22 protein-coding genes and 1 pseudogene are annotated in these 17,758 nt (G+C 69.2%); 16 read left to right on the top strand and 7 right to left on the bottom strand.

Annotated features, from left to right (window positions below; all coding sequences use genetic code 11):
- Positions 1 to 56 precede the first annotated feature (56 nt).
- Positions 57 to 344 carry a carboxymuconolactone decarboxylase gene (locus tag OHT74_RS01270; protein ID WP_328618965.1) on the bottom strand — a complete coding sequence of 96 codons (288 nt, stop codon included), beginning with the start codon at positions 342 to 344 and terminating at the stop codon, positions 57 to 59.
- A 467-nt stretch (positions 345 to 811) separates the two neighbouring features.
- On the opposite strand from OHT74_RS01270, the gene OHT74_RS01265 reads away from it, so the two are divergent.
- The 3 genes from OHT74_RS01265 (at position 812) to OHT74_RS01250 (ending at position 3,267) form a co-directional block, all read left to right on the top strand.
- On the top strand, positions 812 to 1,108 hold the full coding sequence (locus OHT74_RS01265) for an amphi-Trp domain-containing protein (RefSeq protein WP_266999361.1): 297 nt from the start codon (positions 812 to 814) through the stop codon (positions 1,106 to 1,108).
- Between the two features lie 25 nt (positions 1,109 to 1,133).
- Positions 1,134 to 1,682: a hypothetical protein gene (locus OHT74_RS01260; RefSeq protein ID WP_328618964.1), complete on the top strand. Its 549-nt coding sequence runs from the start codon at positions 1,134 to 1,136 to the stop codon at positions 1,680 to 1,682.
- Positions 1,683 to 2,604: 922 nt separating this feature from the next.
- Positions 2,605 to 3,267, top strand: a complete 663-nt coding sequence (locus OHT74_RS01250) for a transposase family protein (protein WP_328618963.1) — start codon at positions 2,605 to 2,607, stop codon at positions 3,265 to 3,267.
- 47 nt (positions 3,268 to 3,314) lie between these two features.
- Here OHT74_RS01250 and OHT74_RS01245 read toward each other — a convergent pair whose 3' ends face one another.
- Complete coding sequence (locus OHT74_RS01245) at positions 3,315 to 4,262, bottom strand: AraC family transcriptional regulator (protein ID WP_328618962.1); 948 nt, start codon at positions 4,260 to 4,262, stop codon at positions 3,315 to 3,317.
- Positions 4,263 to 4,358: 96 nt separating this feature from the next.
- On the opposite strand from OHT74_RS01245, the gene OHT74_RS01240 reads away from it, so the two are divergent.
- Positions 4,359 to 5,081, top strand: coding sequence for an SDR family oxidoreductase (locus OHT74_RS01240; protein WP_328618961.1), 723 nt, complete (start codon positions 4,359 to 4,361; stop codon positions 5,079 to 5,081).
- A gap of 416 nt (positions 5,082 to 5,497) precedes the next feature.
- Here the strand turns inward: OHT74_RS01240 and OHT74_RS01235 are convergent, their stop codons facing one another.
- Both OHT74_RS01235 and OHT74_RS01230 read right to left on the bottom strand, forming a co-directional pair.
- Positions 5,498 to 5,860 carry a hypothetical protein gene (locus OHT74_RS01235; protein WP_328618960.1) on the bottom strand — a complete coding sequence of 121 codons (363 nt, stop codon included), beginning with the start codon at positions 5,858 to 5,860 and terminating at the stop codon, positions 5,498 to 5,500.
- 197 nt (positions 5,861 to 6,057) lie between these two features.
- Complete coding sequence (locus OHT74_RS01230) at positions 6,058 to 6,270, bottom strand: hypothetical protein (RefSeq protein ID WP_328618959.1); 213 nt, start codon at positions 6,268 to 6,270, stop codon at positions 6,058 to 6,060.
- A 19-nt stretch (positions 6,271 to 6,289) separates the two neighbouring features.
- On the opposite strand from OHT74_RS01230, the gene OHT74_RS01225 reads away from it, so the two are divergent.
- The 5 genes from OHT74_RS01225 (at position 6,290) to OHT74_RS01205 (ending at position 9,286) form a co-directional block, all read left to right on the top strand.
- A complete protein-coding gene (locus tag OHT74_RS01225) occupies positions 6,290 to 6,520 on the top strand; it encodes a hypothetical protein (protein ID WP_328618958.1) in 231 nt (76 codons plus the stop codon).
- Positions 6,520 to 6,777 (top strand): hypothetical protein, encoded by a 258-nt coding sequence (locus OHT74_RS01220; protein WP_328618957.1) that lies wholly within the window; start codon positions 6,520 to 6,522, stop codon positions 6,775 to 6,777. The genes OHT74_RS01225 and OHT74_RS01220 overlap by 1 nt, the downstream gene beginning before the upstream one ends.
- Positions 6,778 to 7,045: 268 nt before the next feature.
- Positions 7,046 to 7,243, top strand: a complete 198-nt coding sequence (locus OHT74_RS01215) for a DUF1918 domain-containing protein (RefSeq protein ID WP_266659691.1) — start codon at positions 7,046 to 7,048, stop codon at positions 7,241 to 7,243.
- A gap of 389 nt (positions 7,244 to 7,632) precedes the next feature.
- Positions 7,633 to 8,874, top strand: a complete 1,242-nt coding sequence (locus tag OHT74_RS01210; protein ID WP_328618956.1) for a PP2C family protein-serine/threonine phosphatase — start codon at positions 7,633 to 7,635, stop codon at positions 8,872 to 8,874.
- Positions 8,875 to 9,136: 262 nt separating this feature from the next.
- Positions 9,137 to 9,286: a hypothetical protein gene (locus OHT74_RS01205; RefSeq protein ID WP_328618955.1), complete on the top strand. Its 150-nt coding sequence runs from the start codon at positions 9,137 to 9,139 to the stop codon at positions 9,284 to 9,286.
- Between the two features lie 367 nt (positions 9,287 to 9,653).
- Here OHT74_RS01205 and OHT74_RS01200 read toward each other — a convergent pair whose 3' ends face one another.
- Positions 9,654 to 10,091: a hypothetical protein gene (locus OHT74_RS01200; protein WP_328618954.1), complete on the bottom strand. Its 438-nt coding sequence runs from the start codon at positions 10,089 to 10,091 to the stop codon at positions 9,654 to 9,656.
- 491 nt (positions 10,092 to 10,582) lie between these two features.
- Between OHT74_RS01200 and OHT74_RS01195 the strand changes: the two genes are divergently transcribed.
- Entirely contained in the window at positions 10,583 to 10,858 is a 276-nt protein-coding gene (locus OHT74_RS01195) for an isoamylase early set domain-containing protein (RefSeq protein WP_328618953.1), read from the top strand.
- A gap of 191 nt (positions 10,859 to 11,049) precedes the next feature.
- Here the strand turns inward: OHT74_RS01195 and OHT74_RS01190 are convergent, their stop codons facing one another.
- Positions 11,050 to 11,724, bottom strand: coding sequence for a hypothetical protein (locus OHT74_RS01190; protein WP_328618952.1), 675 nt, complete (start codon positions 11,722 to 11,724; stop codon positions 11,050 to 11,052).
- Positions 11,725 to 12,336: 612 nt separating this feature from the next.
- Here OHT74_RS01190 and OHT74_RS01185 point away from each other — a divergent pair.
- From OHT74_RS01185 to OHT74_RS01170, 4 genes and pseudogenes are all read left to right on the top strand, one after another.
- A pseudogene (locus tag OHT74_RS01185) lies at positions 12,337 to 12,462 on the top strand (excalibur calcium-binding domain-containing protein); the annotation flags it as partial.
- 198 nt (positions 12,463 to 12,660) lie between these two features.
- A complete protein-coding gene (locus OHT74_RS01180; RefSeq protein ID WP_328618951.1) occupies positions 12,661 to 12,858 on the top strand; it encodes a hypothetical protein in 198 nt (65 codons plus the stop codon).
- A gap of 762 nt (positions 12,859 to 13,620) precedes the next feature.
- Positions 13,621 to 14,133 carry a hypothetical protein gene (locus OHT74_RS01175; protein ID WP_266659677.1) on the top strand — a complete coding sequence of 171 codons (513 nt, stop codon included), beginning with the start codon at positions 13,621 to 13,623 and terminating at the stop codon, positions 14,131 to 14,133.
- A 340-nt stretch (positions 14,134 to 14,473) separates the two neighbouring features.
- Positions 14,474 to 14,839 carry a hypothetical protein gene (locus OHT74_RS01170; RefSeq protein ID WP_328618950.1) on the top strand — a complete coding sequence of 122 codons (366 nt, stop codon included), beginning with the start codon at positions 14,474 to 14,476 and terminating at the stop codon, positions 14,837 to 14,839.
- 210 nt (positions 14,840 to 15,049) lie between these two features.
- On the opposite strand, the gene OHT74_RS01165 is transcribed toward OHT74_RS01170, so the two are convergent.
- A complete protein-coding gene (locus tag OHT74_RS01165) occupies positions 15,050 to 16,153 on the bottom strand; it encodes a right-handed parallel beta-helix repeat-containing protein (protein WP_328618949.1) in 1,104 nt (367 codons plus the stop codon).
- A 750-nt stretch (positions 16,154 to 16,903) separates the two neighbouring features.
- On the opposite strand from OHT74_RS01165, the gene OHT74_RS01160 reads away from it, so the two are divergent.
- Together OHT74_RS01160 and OHT74_RS01155 are read left to right on the top strand one after the other, a co-directional pair.
- On the top strand, positions 16,904 to 17,107 hold the full coding sequence (locus OHT74_RS01160) for a cold-shock protein (protein ID WP_266659669.1): 204 nt from the start codon (positions 16,904 to 16,906) through the stop codon (positions 17,105 to 17,107).
- Between the two features lie 196 nt (positions 17,108 to 17,303).
- A complete protein-coding gene (locus OHT74_RS01155) occupies positions 17,304 to 17,468 on the top strand; it encodes a hypothetical protein (protein WP_328618948.1) in 165 nt (54 codons plus the stop codon).
- Positions 17,469 to 17,758: the final 290 nt, after the last annotated feature.

Here is a 17,758-nt window from a genome sequence, read left to right as displayed (position 1 = left end):
CACTGGAACGGCGCCCTGTCCGCGCGCCGTTCCGTGGTTGCCGTGCGTGGTCCGTGTCAGCCCTGAGCCGGGGCCTCGATCTCGGCCTCGGCGACCGCGATGGCGATACCCAGCGCCGCGGCGATTTTGCCGGCTGCCGCCATGACGCGGGCGGTGCCCACGATGGGAGCGATGGCGACCAGCACGTCCTGCAACTGCTCGGCGGCCAGGCCCGCTTGGAGCACGGGATCGATGTGGGCGGCGTAGGAGATCGGCGGGGCGTCCGATGCCGCGAGGGAAGCGATTCGGGTGAGCAGGAGCATGTCCGGGGCCAAGCCGCACCGCTCGAGCGAGTCGATCGTCATCGCGGCGAGGGTGTCCAGGACAGGGTTTCATATGCAGCGGACATGTCGCACGTCCTCTGGGTGCGGTCCCGCCCGAGCACGGGGGCAAAGAGGGGATGGGGATGGTCGTGATCACTGGTATGACTTCGATTCAACCCTAGAGCCTCACCGCGTACGGCGCATGGGGGCGATGGGGCGCAGCCTCCTGATCCGGATGCGGCGAGCCGAGCCGCGGCGCAGGCTTGAAGCAGGGCGCAGGGCGCAGGGCGAGATCTCCGGGCTGTCACACAGCATTTCCAACCTCGCTGCTCATCGCTCGGCACCATCCTCGTCGCCGGCCTCACCGGCGCAGGCCTACGGCGTCGCGATGATCACACTGGCCGTCCTCGGGCTCGCCGGCCTCGCCGCCGCGGCGTTCCTCCCCCAGGGCCGGGCACCGCTCCTTCTCCGTCGCATGAACCCACGTAGCGCAATGGATGGGAGACATCGTGAAGGACCTCAAGTTTGAGCAGAAGGGCTCCCTGTCACGCCTCGAGGCCGCCGATCAGCTCTCCGCGCTCGCGGAGGCGCTGAGGCAGGGCGGCAACGTCGAACTGGAATTCGGCTCCGGGACGCTGAGCCTCCAGGTCCCCGACGAAGTCAGCACCGAGATCGAGATCGAAGCCGGCGACGGGCAGGTCGAGCTGGAAGTCGAACTCAAATGGCCCACCCTGCAGACCGAGGCCGCACCATCACGGACGAAGCGGCCGGCACGGAGCAGGAGCAAGGCCGCCCGGACGTCGTGACCGCGCCGAGAGGCTTCGGCTTCAGATGACCCCTACGAGGGGAGCTTCGCGTGTCGCACCGCCTGCTGCCCGGCCTGACGCGGACGTCGCGGCCGCCTTCGTGATCGCCCTGGACGCCGCACCGCCCGATCCCGCGCTCGCGTTCACCGGAGACAACCACGAGGACATCACACGGGCGGCCCTGCCCTGGGAGCCGGTCACCCTGTCCGCGATGGCCGACGCCCGCGACGGGGCGGTCAACGCCAACGACCACGGCGGATGCTTCCTCCTCAGCCCCCTGCACTGCGACAACGCCGACTACCTCGCTCCCCGCTACGTCCAGGACTATCCCCGCAGCCGGGACGAGGTCACCACCGAGCTCCTCGCCTGCATCCGTACCTCCGTCGTCCGGAACGCGGTCCGGACGGCCGACGGCCTCGTCGACGCGGACGGCAAGATCCGGGCCGACCAGAGCGACCCGACAACTTCAACCACGCCGTGTCCGGGGCCACCGCCGAGATCACCCGCCAGTGGAACGACTTCAAGGCCGAGCTGCTCACGACCTATCCGGACCACCGGCGCGGCGAGCAGATGATCTGCGCCCTTGTCCACGACGACCCGGAGTCGACCTGCTCCTGAACCCGATCGTGCCCTGGTCGGCCCATCCGAGCGACACTGACGCGAAGAGTGGTAGTTTTTCCATATTGCGCCGAAATGGCCCTTCGCCTGGGTGGTCACGGCGGGTTCGGGGTAGCCACCCAGCCTGATCACACTTGGGGTCGAGGAGGGCTATCTGCTGGTCGACCCGGAGACGCTCCTTCCCGTTCCGCAGGTGCAGGAGGGCAGGTCCAGGCCACGGCCGACCTGGCGGGTGAGATCGACTGGGACATCTCGGTCGGCTCCACCATCGTGCGCGCGCACCAGCACGCGGCGGGGTGTCCGCACCGACCCACCGCCGGCCTCCGCCTCAAAGGGGGCCGAAGGGCCCGAACATCAGGACGCAACCGCGTGGCGGAGCCTGTACGCCGCCTGGTGGAGGTGGTGCGGGAGGTGAGGGCCTGGGCCGCTCGCGCGGCGAGTTCACCACCAAGCTCCACCTGAGTGCGGACGGCAGTTGCCGCCCGCTGCCCCTGGTCGTCACGCCCGGTCAGCGGGCGGACTGCACGCAGTTCAAGCCGGTCCTGGAGAAGATCCGCGTCCCAAAAGCCGGACCGGGAAGGCCCCGTGAGAAGCCCGACAGTCTCGCGGCCGACGAGGCCCACAGCAACGAGCCGTACCGGGAGTAACTGCGGCGTCGGGGCATCCGGCACACGATCCCGGAGAAGACCGACAGCCAGGCCGCCGGACTGCGCAAAGGCCCACGCGGCGGACGGCCACCGGGCTTCGACGAGCGGTACAAGAAGCCCAACACCGTCGAGCGGGCCATCAACCGGCATCTGCTGCGATCGCACCTGAAAGCGATTCGCTCCCCTTTCCGGTCACTGCCGGCGGGCCGCATTGCGGTGCTCGTGCTGGCGATGCTGCGACACGATCAGCGCCTACTGGACCTGGCCCACGGCAACGGGGTCCCCGAGTCCACCCTGCGGCGCTGGCGCGACGTGATGCTCGACCTGCTCGCCGCACGGGCCCCACGCCTGGACCGGCCGCTTCGCCAGATAGCCGCGCGGGGCGGGGAGGTCGTCCTCATCGACGGCACCCTGATCCCCACCCAGCGTCGCACCGGGAAGGCGAACCGCTCCAACTACTCCGGCAAGCACCACCACCACGGCCGGCACTTCCTCGCCCTGACCGATGAGCGAGGCAAGCTGGTCTGGATCTCCGCCGCCTGTCCCGGCCGCACCCACGACGCCACCGCCGCCCGCCGCGACAAAATCCTCGAGCACCTCAAGGCAGCGGGCCTCGGCGCGCTCGCCTACCTCGGCTTCATCGGCGTCGACAAGCCAAAGAACCCTGACGACCAGGTCATCGTCACCGGCTCCAAGGCCGCCCGGGCCCGCAAGCTCACTGCCGGCCACAAGCGGGCCAACCAGATCCTGGCCGCCGCCCGCGCCCCGGTCGAACACGCCTTCGCGAACCTGAAAGCCTGGCGGACCCTTACCAAGCTCCGCACCGAATCCGCCCGCGCCACCGCCCTCCTGCGCGCCCTGCCCGTGCTGACCAGCCTCGAAGTCAACCGCTGACGACACGCTGACGAACGATCAAGAACCCAGACTCCCGCCCAAGAGAATCAAACCGGCGCCGACAGCGAAGCCGACGCCGGCCGCCGCTCCCGCCGATATGCCCCAGGCGGGGCGCCGAAGTGCCGCTTGAAGGCCTTCGCGAACGCGAATTCCGAGGTGTAGCCGGCGTTCTCGGCCACGGTGCTCAGCGAGTCGACCGTCTCGCGCAGCATCCGCGCCGCGATGGCCATCCGCCACGTCGTCAGGTAGCTGAGCGGCGGCTCGCCGACCACCGTGGTGAACCGCCGGGCGAACGCGGCGCGCGACAGCCCGGCCCGGCTCCCCAGCGATTCGACGGTCCACGGATGCGCCGGGTCGTCGTGGATCGCCTTCAGCGCCGGGGCGATCAACGGGTCGTTCAGTGCCGAGGCCCAGCCCTGCGTCTGCTCCCTGGGCAACTCGGCGTACCAGGACCGCAGAATATAGAGAAGCAGCAGATCGACGAGCGTCGTGACCACTGAGTCCGAACCCGGCTGAGGCTGGTGGATCTCGGCGCAGAGCTGGTCGACCGCCGAGCGCAGCGCCGGATGGCGACCGGGGCTGGCCGGGAGGTGGATGACCTCCGGGAGGTCGCCGAGCAGCGGATGCGGCCGGTCGATGTCGAGGTGGTAGGCCCCGCATACCAGCACGCTGCGAGCGCCGTCGCCCTCGATGGTGAAACTCCCGATCGGCGAGGAGGTGTCGACGCGGCCGGGTTCGAAGGCGACCAGCTCGCTGGTGACCGCGTCACAGATGGCGTGATCGGTGCCGCGCCGCAGGAACACGACGTCGCCGGGGCCCAGGGCTACCGGATCGCCGCCGACCGGCAGGAGAAAGCAGTGTCCTTCGACGACGACGTGAAATCCGGCTCCCGCGATGGGCTGGAAGCGCACACCCCACGGCGCCTGCGCATCGGTACGGACAACAGACGGACGCCCGGTGCGCAGGGCCGCAAGCGTGTCGCTGAGTATGTCCATACGCTCACCTTAGCGTGCTGAGATCGAGACGATCAGACAAAGAATCGAGACTTCAGGCCATTCGTTGTCTCGGTCGTGACACGTAGCGTCCTCGCCATGAACAACACAGCAGACACCCAGCGTGTCGTCGTCATAGGTGGTACCTCCGGCATCGGATTCGGCGTTGCGCAGGCCGCAGCGACTCAGGGCTCGAACGTGGTCGTCGCCTCCAGCAGCCAGGGCCGGGTCGACCTGGCGGTGAAGAAGCTCGGTGGCCCGGCCGAAGGCATCTTGCTGGACGTCGCCGACGAGGCCGCGCTCGCCGCCTTCTTCGACCGGATCGGCGAGTTCGACCACCTCGTCTACACGGCGGGCGAGTCCCTGCTGCTGAAGCCGCTCGCCGACCTCACCGCCGAGGAGTCCCGAGCGTTCTTCGAGCGCCGCTTCTGGGGTGCTCTGCTCGCCGCGAAGTACGCGACGCCGAAGCTCCGTCCCGGCGGCTCGATCACCTTCACCTCCGGTGCCTTCGCCACCCGGCCCGCCCCCGGAGCCTCGCTCGGCGCAAGCATCACGGCAGCCGTCGAGGGTCTGACGCGAGCCCTGGCCCTGGAGCTCGCCCCACTGCGGGTCAACGCGGTCCGCCTCGGCGCGATCCGCACCGAGCTTTGGGACAGCACCGTGCCCGAGCCGGAGGCCTTCCTCCAAGCGCAAGGCAGCGGCCTTCCCGTGCAGCGCGTCGGCAGCCCCGAGGAGGCTGCGGCGGCCTACCTCTACCTCCTGAGCAACGGCTACGCGACCGGCACGGTGCTCACCCTCGACGGCGGAGCCGCACTGGCCTGACATCGGCTGCTGTCGGACCGACAAGCCCGGTCCGACAGCCTCGGGCGCCACCCCCCCCGGCATGTTCTGCCGGAGAAGGTCAACGGCGGGCTACGTGCGCCTGGATTGAGTGAAGCGTAGAGAATCCATCGAAAATTTGTCGGTTGGGCCGGTGGGAACCACCCCCTCTGCCAGGAGTCCCGAGCCCGGCTCGAGCCTGGAATCACAGCAGAAGCCGGCCCACTCCGAAGCCTGACGTCCCGGGCCTTCTGGCCGCATCCGGCGAGCAGCGCCGTGCACGGCCGGGACATCGAGGGCGCCGTCAACCGCATCAAGAAGATTAAGCGCCAGCTCTACGGCCGAGCTGGATTCGAACTACTCCGAAAGATGATCCTGCTCCAGTAACGCCGCAACGTGCTGATACGGGCTGGGCGGCCCTACTTAGCCACCGTCGAAGTCTGCCGCGCATAGACGTTCCGGCCGCACTGCCGCGGGCAACTGCAGGCTCCGACTGCCACAAGCTCCGCCCGCAGGGCCTCCGAGGTGTTGGGGTGATGAACGATGCGTTCGCGAAGAATGAACCATCTCGTGCCAGCTTCCTTCGCCTCCAGATCGGCGAGCCAGCGCAGTGCAGTGTCCGGCAGGTTTGGGTTGATCAACGCATTCCACTGAACCGACGAATCCATGTCCCGTGCGAGCTGATCCAACGCATCAGGCGGTGTCAGGGGACTGCGCGCCGTCCACAGCCGCACCGGTCGAATCTCATCGACCGCGAGCGAACGCAGACGCTCAGCGGTCACGTCCGGACTCCTTGCCTCAAGGACGCGGCGGTATCCACCAAGACGTTCGGCCTGGGTTCGCACAACTCGTCCTCGCACGGGCCTGATGATGCCACGGGCCATCAGCCGCAAACGCACGAGATCACCGACCCGGAGAGAACGCCGATATGACGCTCCGCGACCGCTCCCCAAGATCTGTGCCAGAACCCGGATCTCGCCTACGCAGCCACAATGGCCTCGGCGTCGTGGGTGAGGTGGGCCAGCATCAGGTCCAGGGCTGCGTTCTCACCGGCGATCTGCTGCGTACTGATGCCCGCTACAACGACGCGGCCCGGCTCCTGGTGCGAGCGGGGACGGCCGGCGCCCGGGCCGCAGCCGGCGAAGGGGCAGCGCCCCGTACCGGCCCGCCGCTGCGGTGGAGGCGACGCCACACCACCGCCAGGAGACGCCATGAGCGACCACGGCCAGCCGCCGGCCACCGAGCCCCAGGCGGCCCATGAGGGAGCCGATTCCCTCCTCGCGTACGCCGCCCGCACCCGCGCGAAGGCGAACGACATGGCCGCGTTCCACGAAGACGTCGCCGCCAACGGAGCCCCAGGCCCCGAGGAGACCATGCCCTCGGAGACCGTACGGGACCGGCGCCTGGCCGAGCTCGACGCCGAGCGCGGACACGTCGCCTGATGGGCCGACACTCCGGTCGCCGCGCCAGGATCGCCTTCACCGACAGCGCCATAGACCAGAGCAACAAACTCGGCCGCCAGGAGATCCACGCCCTCGACCGCGCCCTGGCCGCCCTCTCCGTCGACCCCTCGATGGGCGGGCCCATCCCCGGCTCCACCCCCGAGCTCCACCGCTACGACGACGGCCTCGACGAGGTCACCGTCATCGACTACGTGACTGTGCTGCGCACCGTCGTCGTGGCGTACGTAGAAGCCTGAACGCCACCGGACAGGGGCGGTCGGCAAGCCCTGCGTCCGGGGTCGTCCTGATGGTGGCACGCAGGTGGGTGGGACGCCGGGTGGGGCTTTCGGCCGACCATTTGGGTGGGTGAGCCGGCCCGGGCAAGCCTGTCCTGCTGGCCTCTCGGACGGAGGGCCTCTGGCGGTCGGTGCGGGGCGTAGGCCGCAAGCCGTGCACGCTGTTGGCTACAGTTAGGTTACCCAGTGTGAACACATGCAGGGTTGTCGAGCAGGGAGGGTCGCACCGGTGCACGCCTCAAAAGGGGACCGCCTCGTAGTGCACGGCCGAGTCGTGGGTGAGCACGACCGAGTTGTCGAGATCGTAGAAGTCCTCGGCCCGGATGGAACACCGCCCTACAAGGTGAGGGCCGCAAACGGTCACGAAAGCATCATGTCGCCCGGGCCAGACAGTCAGGTTCAGCACCTCAAGAGCGACCAGACCTGACAGAACCCCACTTCACCACCCAAGGCCCCGCCGACCGGAAGCCTCTTGCCGGCAGGTTGGCGCCGCCGATACGAAGCGCCCCGGCGTATCACGTCGGGGCGCTTCGTATGGAGCAGTGGCGGTCTCGGGTGGCTCCGGCGGCCTCGATGTTGCCGAGGGCCCACTGACACCTTTCGTGTCGTACGACACCGCGTGGGCGGGACGAAGGCGCGCCGGTACGGGTCGACGGGGAAGACCCGGGCGCAGGTGCTGGAAGCACCCGGCGTGGTCAGTTCGGACTGCGGGCTGCCGTGTGCCGACATGCCGCGCTTGGCGTAATGAGGCACTCGAGCGTGCTTTCAGGGCCACGTTGTGCGAAGGCGTGACCGGGGTGGTGGCAGGAAGGATCGGTGAAGCGGGCTGTGGGTGAGGAGATCGCGGAGGACCGGTCGGAGGGTTTCGGTGAGCGGCTGCTCGGCCTGCTGCTGGATCGGGCGCGGCTGCTGCCGCCGCAGCTGATCGCGCCGTTGATCGCGGAGGAGGTGGGCAGGGTCGGGGGCCGTGATGTCTCCATCCTGCTCCAGGACTACGCGCAGGAGCTGCTGGTGCCGCTCCCGGGCAGGAAACTGCACGTCGGCCAGCCCGAATCGGTGATCGACTCACCCGCCGGCCGGGCCTTTCTGCGTGGTGTGGTCGTCGAGGTGCCGCAGGCCCGCGGGGGCGTCCGGATGTATCTGCCGCTGCTGGACGGCGGTGACACGGTGGGCGTGATGGCCCTCACCGTGGACACCGTCGGCGGCGACGACAGGCGGCTGCTGAGCCGGCTCTCATGCCTGGTGGCCGACCTGCTGGTCACCAAGAACGCCTACACCGACCAGTTCTTCCAGGCCCGGCGCCGGGAGCCGATGAGCGTGTCCGCGGAGATCCAGTGGACCCTGCTGCCGCCGCTGTCGATGGCCGTGCCGCAGGTCGAGGTGGCCGGCATCCTGGAGCCCGCCTACCGCGTCGCCGGCGACAGCTTCGACTACGCCCTCAACGACAACATCCTGCACGCCGCGGTGATCGACGCGATGGGCCACGGCGTGGAAGCCGCCACCATGGCGACCGTGGCCATCGGCGCCTACCGCCACGCCCGGCGCGTGTTCATCAGCCTGGCCGAGAAGTACGCGTTCATGGACGATGCCATCTCCCGGCAGTTCGGCCCCGATCGCTTCGTCACGGCGCAGTTGATGCACATCAACGTGGCCACCGGTGCGATGGAGCTGGTCAACGCGGGCCACCCCGCGCCGCTGCTGATCCGCGAGGGGCGGGTCGTGCGGCAGCTGGAGAGCGCGACGACGCTGCCCGTCGGATTCGGCGGTGAGGAGCCCCGGATCAGAGAGCACACGCTCCAGCAAGGCGACCGCGTGCTGTGCTACACCGACGGCATCATCGAGGAGCACGTCGCCGGCGGGGACCTGTTCGGCGAGGAACGCCTCATCCGCTGCGTCGACCGCCTGGGGGAGGAACCCTCACAAGGGCTGCGGGCGGACCTGCGCCGGCTCTCCCACATGCTGAAGAGCGAACGGGGCGGGCATACCAGCGACGACGCCACCCTTTTCATGATCGAGTGGCGCGGGGGCGCCGCCGACCACCTCGCGGTCCTTGACTGAGCACCCCGCGATGGACCGGCGCCCCGAATGCGGGATCCGTTGTACGGACCTCCTCCGGGGCGCGTATCCCGGGGGCCGTCGTCGTTCGCGGTCGGTGGGTGCTCTTGATGGGGGTCTTCTGCGGGAGAGGGGTGACTTCCGGCTGCCGCGTCCGTTGAACGGGTGGATGCCATCAGAGCTGTCGGGTCCGGCAGGGCCGAGCGGTCGGGACGACCATGGTTGGGCCTCGTCCCGGCCGTCGGCCGTTCCCGACCCAGACGAGATGTTGATCGAGCAGATCGTCCTCGCGGTCAGGAACGGCGACGCCCCAGCGATCCGGCGCCTCCTGACCCGCCTGGCCACCGCCGCGGATCTCGATGTTCTCCTGCGTCTTCGACAGCGCCTGTACGAGGACGGCGGCACCCGTCAGTAGCGCCACCGGGAGGCATCACGCCGTGACGCCTGTCGAACGGGACTGCCTTCGGCGCCATGCTCTTGTCCTGCACCGGGGCGAGCAGTACCGGCTGTCCGGCCGTTTCCGCCGGCCGACCGAAGTGTTGCTGGAGTACCAGTCCCAGCCGCACTCCGGGCACTTGAACTGGGGCCAGGGATGAAGGCGGCCCGTGATCAGGGCGCGCAGTGCCTCGCCGCCGGCGTCGAGCGCCGCACGGCGGGCCCGCAGCTGCCGCCAGGACCTGGTACGGCAGGACGCCGAGCAGAACCGGCGCGACGTCCTGGACTTCACAGGGAGCGGGCTCCCGCACTGGGAACACCGTCGAAGGATCTTCGTGGCCACAACGTCACGGCAGCGCAGCGACCTGTCGTCTCCGGCCGTCCGTGCCGGCGCGGGTCGTGTCTGCGGCGCGTACGGATGCCGCGGCTTGCCGGAGGGGTCGGCGCAGGATCCGGGTGGGCGCGGTACGGCGGCCCTGGCCGTCGGGCAGGGCGAGGTCGTCGGTGCGGTCCAGGAGCTGCTCGGGCTGGGCCTGCCAGTTGTAGGCGAAGAAGGTGATACCGCGGGAGTTTGTGTCGCGGGCGAGGCCGAGCAGGTAGTGGAGGTCGGCGTCGTCGAGGAACGTCAGGCGGCGCATGTCGCACGCCACCACCGCGGCACCGTGGTCGAGGGCCATCCGCACGTCGTTCAGGGCCTGGTCGCAGTCCACGTCCAGCTCTCCGACCGGGGTGACGTGCGGGGTCGCACCGTAGCGTCTGATGTGGATCTCGAAAGTGCTGTGCATGGTGCCTCGTCTCGCCCGACAAACCGGGTGGACCCTTCGATACTCGCCCCGCACACGGCCCGCCCACCACAACCTCCGCCCGGCCCCACAGCCGCCGGTCCGCCCCCGGGTACGGGCCTGCGCTCCGGGAGACCCGGCAGATCCGGGGCGGGACACGTGACAGGACCCGGCCGGGATGACTACGGGCCCCGGCCGGGTCATGCGTGCGTGGGACGTGACGACGTGGACGGGGTCCTGGCCCGGGCAGCGCAGGTGCTCCGGCTCGCTGCCCTTGCCCGGTTCCTGGCGCTTGTCCTGCGTACCGCCCATGACGGCGACTCGCGTGGTCTGTGGATTCCTCCGGCCACGCTGACACGGAACATGACATATTACATCATTTGCCTCACCGGGGGTGTGGTGGGTGGGTGACGCCGGGGCGCGGGTGCGGTCGGTGGGTTCGCCCCGACGATGGGCGGCGTACCCATTCGCTGACGCCGCCAGGAGCCTGCCCCATGCTGGAGCGCACGCTGCGCAAGGACCGCACCGAGGTCACCTTCATCCTCCCCGCGGACATTCCACCCGGTCCGGTCAGCGTGGTGGGTGACTTCAACGACTGGCAGCCCGGCGGCCACACCCTCAAGGCCCGCACGGATGGCAAGCGCGCGGTCACGGTCGCGCTGCCCATGGAGAGCGTCCACTCGTTCCGCTACCTGGCGGCCGGCGGCTACTGGTTCAACGACGAATCCGCCGGTGACCACGAAGGTCCCAACAGCCTCCTGCACACCTGACCGTCAGCGACCAGGGCCCGGCATCTCGGATGCCGGAGCTGGCGGCGTACTGCTGGTACGTCGGTGAGCGGGTGGCGGCCAAGCACCGTTGGGGTCTGGCGGTGGACCAGGCCGAGCGGCCGACACCGGCCGCGGTTTGCGTGGCGCGCCCGCCATGGCGAGCGAGGCCTGCGGCCCGGGCGGTGGGGGCCTCACGCGTCGGGGTTCTTGCCCTCGGCCGTCTTCTTGATCCGGTCGATCTGAAGCTGTGCGAGTCCGTGCAGGTTGTCCGGCTTCCTCTGGTCGTATCCCTTGAGGTAGATGACGACTCCGCCCACGCGCATCATCACCTCGACGCCGTACTCGCCGCTGATGTCTTCGGAGAACGCGTCCGTTTCGTCTGCGCCCGCCGAGATCGTCAGCGGCGCCGGGGTGCTCCCGCCCTTCGACGCCTGCTTGCGCTTGTTGGTCACCAGGCCCTTGAACGCCACGCCCGCGTTCTCGGTGGTGTCGAAGGAGTAGACGTGGAACCAGACGGGTGCCCCCTTGCCCGTCGATTCCGCGTTCTCCTTGGTCGCGACGGACCGGTGGCCGTAGGCCGTGAGCCCGGCGCAGTTCGTCTGGGTGTCGCCTGCGCACTCCTTCGCCGCTTTCGCCCCCTCTTCCGCCTCGGGCTTGGACGACCAGCCGCCACTCACCCAGCCTTCGGGCAGGTGCCCGTTGCTCGGCAGGGCCACACGCACCTGCTCGGCGGACAGGAGAAGCGGCGCCTTGCTCTCGTGCCCCTCCATGGAGTCGCCGTTCGCGCGACTGGCCGGCTCGCCTCCGCATGCGGTCAACACCGCCGCCAGCACCACCAGCGTCATCCCCCGTGTCGCCCTCTTCACCGTCAACTCCTCTGAACCTGTAGATCACTTGGAACGGCTACTCAACAACATTGAAGATCGGAACGCCATACCGTTCGAGCCTGGATCCTGTTTCGGCCCCTCGCGGATGGTGCTGCGCAGGAGTGTCCGCAGAGCATCGGGACCGGCCTCTCCCATCCGGCCCCCAGCTCCTCGTCCTCGGCCGCTTCGACACCGGGGCTGCTGCGCGTGGACGGTGTGGGGATGGGAGAGGGGCACGGCTGCGGTTGGGAGTGGCCGGTGTCAGCGTCGGGCGTCAACCTTTGCCCGCGCATGTCACCCAGGATGCCGAACGCTGTGCTTCTGCTGCGGGGGCGCCGGCTTGCCGTGGCTATGGTCGGGCTCAGTCCGCGTCGATAGGGCGTGCGCGGGCGAGGCCCGGTGACCAGAGCGCTCTGGCGGCAGTAGCACCGGGCCGCCCAACCACCCCACGGACCGAGCTCCGGCGTACGGGCACGCGTCTCCTCTGGTCCGGGCCACCCCGTTCTGCCGAACCTGGGAGCGGGCCCGCATTGATACAGCGCCTGGACGGGCCCTCGGTGTCCCGGTACTGGCAGGCCTGCGGTCCTGCACTCACCGCGCCGGCCGAGTCCAGGCAGCGGTGCCTTCTACAGGAACTGCTCCGCAGCGCGGGCAGCCGGCGCCGCCCCAGTGCACCGCGGAGATCCCGGATACGGCTCACACCTCGACCGCGACGGTAACGGCGTGGCCTGCGAGTAACGCCCCCCAGCCCGCAGTTGGGCGGGTGACACGCTCACACCTGCGGCTGCGTGGTGGCGCGGCCGGCATCGGGTGACCTGAGGATGGGGCCTTCCGTTGTGCCCGTCGTCGAATGGAGCCACTCATGCTGGAGCGCAGGCCGCGCAAGGACGGTACCGAGGTCACGTTCGTACTGCCGGGGAAGATCCGCCGGGGCCGGTGAGTGTGGTGGGGGACTTCAACGACTGGCAGCCCGGCGTCCACACGCTCGAGCCGCGTAAGGACGGCAAGCGGGCGGTCACGGTCGCACTGCCGGGCGCAACGACCCAGTCCTTCCGTTACCTGGCGGCGGGCGACTACTGGTTCAACGACGAGAGCACCGACCACGACGGCGCCAACAGCCGCCTGCACACCTGATCCCCACTCGCAGTACCCCCGAAGCCGCCCGCGCCGCCACGATGCGCCGTGGACGGCGTTCTATGAGCACCTCGCCGCCCATGGCGTGCTCCGCCAAGCGGGCCTCGCCGCCGGGATCCGGCCCGAGGCCGTCTACCGGCGCAGATCCGGCACCGAGTCCGCGAAGCGGACCGATCACCTGCCACCTGCCCCTTCGCGACGAGCCTGCGCCGTACCCGAGCACGGCCAGGCGCCGGGGGAGGGTCAGACGAGGCGCGAGCCGATCCGGAACGGCCGCGGGCGACTACTGGTTCAACGGCGAAACGGCCGGGGACCAGGACGGCCCCAACAGCCACCTGCACACCTGACCGTCAGCGCGGGACCGGTGGATGCTGGCTCCGGCGGAGCCCTGCTGCTACGCCGCCGGCCCCGTTCCTAACGGGGTCACGCACGGTGCGTCCGGCCGGGGGGCGCACGTGCAGGCTGATCGCTGCGCAACGAATAGATCACGCCACTTGACCGAATCATGCCCCCTGTGACTTATTTAGGTCGCCCTTACAAAGGGAAGCCTCACCTAAGACTCGCTTTGTGGACTGGAGCCGCGCCGCTCACAATCAGCCTGCGGGACCAGCCATGGCGCGCCCATCCTCACCGGCTTTAAGGACAACGACAGTGACCGCCTCCGCAACGGTGACGGCCCGCCCCACGCTGGCGCACGACTCTTCGGCGGCTCCGCTGCCTGCTGCGTGGGTGTCGCCCGCCGGCCCACTGATACCCAGAGGCGTGCTGATCTCCGCAGCCGCGGCGGGTCTGTGCGGCGTCTGGGCTGCCGCGGTCTGGACCGCGACCCACCTCCAGGCCGATCCCCGTCTCCACTCCGTTGCGCTCTTCGTGCACCTGGTCTCCCTGGTCGTCGGGTTCGGCGGGGTCCTGACCGTCGACTGGCTGGCCCTGCAGTGGCTGATGGGCCGACGGTCCCTGCCGGAGGTCCTGCGCACGGCCGACGGAGTCCACCTGCCGGTTTGGCTCGGATTGGCCGGCCTCGTCGCCAGCGGCGTCCTGCTCCACCCCGACCCGGCCTCGCCGCTCACCCAGGTCAAACTCGTGCTCGTGCTCGTGGTCGCCCTGAACGGCCTGCACGCCTGGACGCTCCAGCCACGGCTGTCCGCCCTCTGTGCCGCTCCCGGTGCTGCAGCGCCTCGGCTCCTGCTTCTGCGCGCCGTCTCGACTGTCCTGGTCTCGCAGCTCGGCTGGTGGGGCGCGACGGTCATCGGCTTCCTCAACACCCGCCGGTGACCACCGGCGGGGCCGTGTAGGCCGGGCTGCTGTGTCCCGTGGTGCGGGGGCACAGCAGCCTGCGGTGGTTGTAGGGGGCCGGTTTGCCGTCGGACAGGTGTGACAGGAGGCGGCGATGCCGGTTTCGTGCCCTGAGGTGACTGTGCGATGCACGTTCGCCGGCTGCTTCGAGGACGTCTCCTCCGCCAGCGGGCACGGTTGGCCGTGACGGCGCTCTGGCCACGGTGACGGGGGGCTGCCAAGCCACGACATTCAGCGGCATGACGCGACGCGTGTGCCCGGGCGTAATGGAAGAACAGCCACAACGGCCCCCCACCCCCTCTCGTGAGGAGCACCCCCGATGAACGGCATCCGCGCCCGGCGCCTCGTCCTGCTCACCGCGTCGACCGCCCTGGCCGCCGGGGCGCTCTCGCTGTCCTCCAGCGCATTCGCCGCCCCGGCTACATCGCATCCTGCCAGCGCCACCAGCATCACGGCCCCCGCCGACGTCCCCGACCCCGTCGGCAGCAACACAGCCAGGCCGATCAAGTACCTGACGAAGACAAACCCTGCCACTTATACGAAGACGTCCATGACGTTCCTCAACGAAAACGGCGACGACAATCTGACCTCCGGAGTCGCGGTGAGCGGCGACAAGCAACTGCCGAGGACGTACTTGAAAACGTCGAGCCCCGCCCTGTACGTAACCCCGCTCAACTGGCGCTGACCGCCCCTCGATGGCACCCCCGAGCCATGCCAGAGCCATGCCGCCCAGCTGCCCGGAGGCGGCATGGCTCTTGTGGCGTGACCGAGTCGCAGTCGGCCGATCCGGCCACGCAGGCGCTCAGCTGGCGGCCGCCGGAGAGTCGTCCCCTGTGAATGGGTGTGCTGGTGGTCCTGCGACCTGGAACGTTCGCGGGATGTGGCGGGGCATGCGCTACGGCTTGGTGGTCACCGTGGCGGTGAAGCCGCAGCACTCGAACTTCTGGATGGGGTCGCCCGTGGTCTTCTTGATTTCCACGTGGTTCAGCCGCGCCGTGGTGTCGACGGCCGAGGCGACGACCGCGACGCCTCCCACCCCGCCCCGGATCGTGTCCTTGGTGGCCGTGAACGACCCGTCCTGGAGGGCCATCCCGAAGAACCCACTGTCGATGATCTTGTTGTGGCTGATCTCCGCCGTGTCGACCGCGTAGATGCCCAGCTGGTTGCCTGTGAGGCGGTTCTTGGTGATCACTGTCCCGGGGCCGCCCGCCAGGATGCCGGCATGCTGGAACTGGGTGAAGAAGTCGGTCCCGCACTCCGGATCGGGCTGGCGGCACCCGTTGTCGCTGACGACATTCTCTTCGATCCTGCCGATCGCCCCGACGAACTCGATCCCGTCGGTCGACAGTCGCTTCTGCCCCGTCACGACGTTGCGGACCAGGGTGGCACGCGAGCCCTCGTTGAGCACGACGATGCCGGCGCCCTGGTAGTCCGTGATGGTGGAATCGCGGATGTCCGCAGATCCGGTGCCGACCGGCAGGTAGCCGATGAGGATGGAGGTGGCACTGCGGAAGCACGGGGCCATGGGCGTGTCCTGGATGTGTGTCACCCTCGCGTGGCTCAGGTCCAGGTGTGCTCCGCCCAGCACCCGGATGCCCGCTCCGAGCGCGCCTGCGTCGCAGGTGCCGGAACCCGGCCCGCTCACCGCGAGGTGGGAGATGTCCACGGAGGCCGCATTGTCGAGGGTGACGATCGAGTTGACACCGTCCGGGCCGGTCACCAGCTGTTCAGGGGCGAGGATCGTGGTCTTCTTGGCCCCCGCACCGGTGATCGTGAGGTGCTTGCCGATCGTGACCTGCTCCCGGTAGACGCCGGGGCGAACCGCGATGTGGTCCCCCGGGCTCGCGGCGTCGATCGCGGACTGGATGGTCGGGTAGGCCGCCGTAGGGACGACCAGGTCGTGCGGTTTCGCCGCGGCGGATGCCGGTGCGAGGGCGCCGATCGCCAACAGGGGCACCGCCGCCCCGAGCAGCAAGTTCACGATGCGGGCAGATCGCATGATGCTCCTTCAAGCCACTGGATCGGAAGGCGAATCCGGCCAGGGCATCCGCGGTTGCTTCCGCTTCATGCCGTACGCACCCGTGAGGCCCGGGAGATTCGGCCCCATCTTGGGTACCACCTCGATGACGGAATCCTGGACACCACCAGGAGGGCACTCATTGCAGTAACGGACTCACCTCAACGGCCCACTGCGGACCAGGCGGAGAGGTCGTCGAGGATCACGTAGGGCTGGTGCTGTGACCGCATTGGTCCGCCGGGTTGATCAGGGAACCCGCTCTGCCAGGAGTGCCGGGCCCGGCTTGTGGAGTCGCAGCAGAAGCCGGCCCCCCCGGAGCCTGAGGGCCTTCTGGCGATACCCGCGGGCGATGCGTGCCTGGCCGGGGGAGGCTGTCGCGTGCCAGGCCCGGAGCGGCGGTCAAGGAGGCCATCCCCGAGTGGTTCTCACCCCGCCCTTCGAGCCGATGCTCGCCCAGGCCGCCGAGTACGTCCCCGGCTCCGGCGTCCTGGCGAGCGGCTTCGCGGCGGAGCAGAAGGGTGCTGTTGGCGGATTGCCTACGGCTGGCTGGCTGGTCGTGTCTCACCAGGGTGGGCCGTGGCGCGGTGAGGTTCATCCTCATGGGTGAGGTGCGGGGAGTGTGGCGGAGTTTGCCGTGGCGGGAGGAAATGATCAGGTGCCGGAGTCTGCTCGATTGGGCTGCGGCCGGGGCGTCGAGATCGCGCCGTGGTACCGAGTGAAGGACTGGGATCGATGGCATCAGGCACTGTGAAGTGGTTCAACTCTGACAAGGGGTATGGCTACATCAGTCAGGACGATGGCGGCGCGGACGTGTTCGTTCACTTCTCGGCCATCCAGACCAACGGATACAGGAGCTTGGAAGAGAACCAGCGGGTGGAGTTCGAGGTCACCCAGGGGCAGAAGGGCCCGCAAGCGGAAATGGTCCGCCCCTTGTAACCCCTTCCCCGTTCTGCCTGGGCTCTGTTCCACCGATGGCCGGTGGAACAGAGCGCGGTCCCGTTTCACCGAACAGCATCCGCGTGTCCCCGGGGCGTGGCTGTGTCACTTCGCTGACTGCCTGGCGCAGCTGCCGGCCTCCATGGATGTCACGCCTACTGCACGCCCAGCTCAGCGAGCGCGGTGTCGTCGGTCAGTGAAACCCCTCCGTATCCACACCGGCACTGGCCACAACACCCGCACCGACCTGTTCCAGAACCGCCGCGACTACATCTGGGACAACCACGCCGACACCGCGACGCCGCGCGATGACCGCGGCTGCACGGTCGACACCGAGTCCTGGGGCCGACGCCCCCACTGACCGCTGTCAAGGTGTCGGCGGCCGCCGACACCGCACCTGAAGGGGGACCGCCGCAAGCCCCTCGACCCACTCGTGATCCCGTAACCGGTCGCGGAGATCAGCGCCAACACCGCCATCGACCGAGGGGGTCGGCGCCGCCCCGCAACGCTTCGCACTGCTGCGCCTGGACGACACTGTGGCCGACGTGCTGGGTTCGGGGAAGGCGTACAGTCCTCCAGCGGCTGACCTGTGCAGCCTGTGATGGCGCGGGGCTGGTTGGGTGCTGCCGTAACCGTGCGGCTGCTGAATCG

Origin of the sequence: Streptomyces sp. NBC_00354 (assembly GCF_036106915.1) — a bacterium.
Lineage (GTDB): Bacteria > Actinomycetota > Actinomycetes > Streptomycetales > Streptomycetaceae > Streptomyces.
Note: the sequence above shows the minus strand (reverse complement) of the source record. Positions and strands in the feature narration are given on the sequence as shown.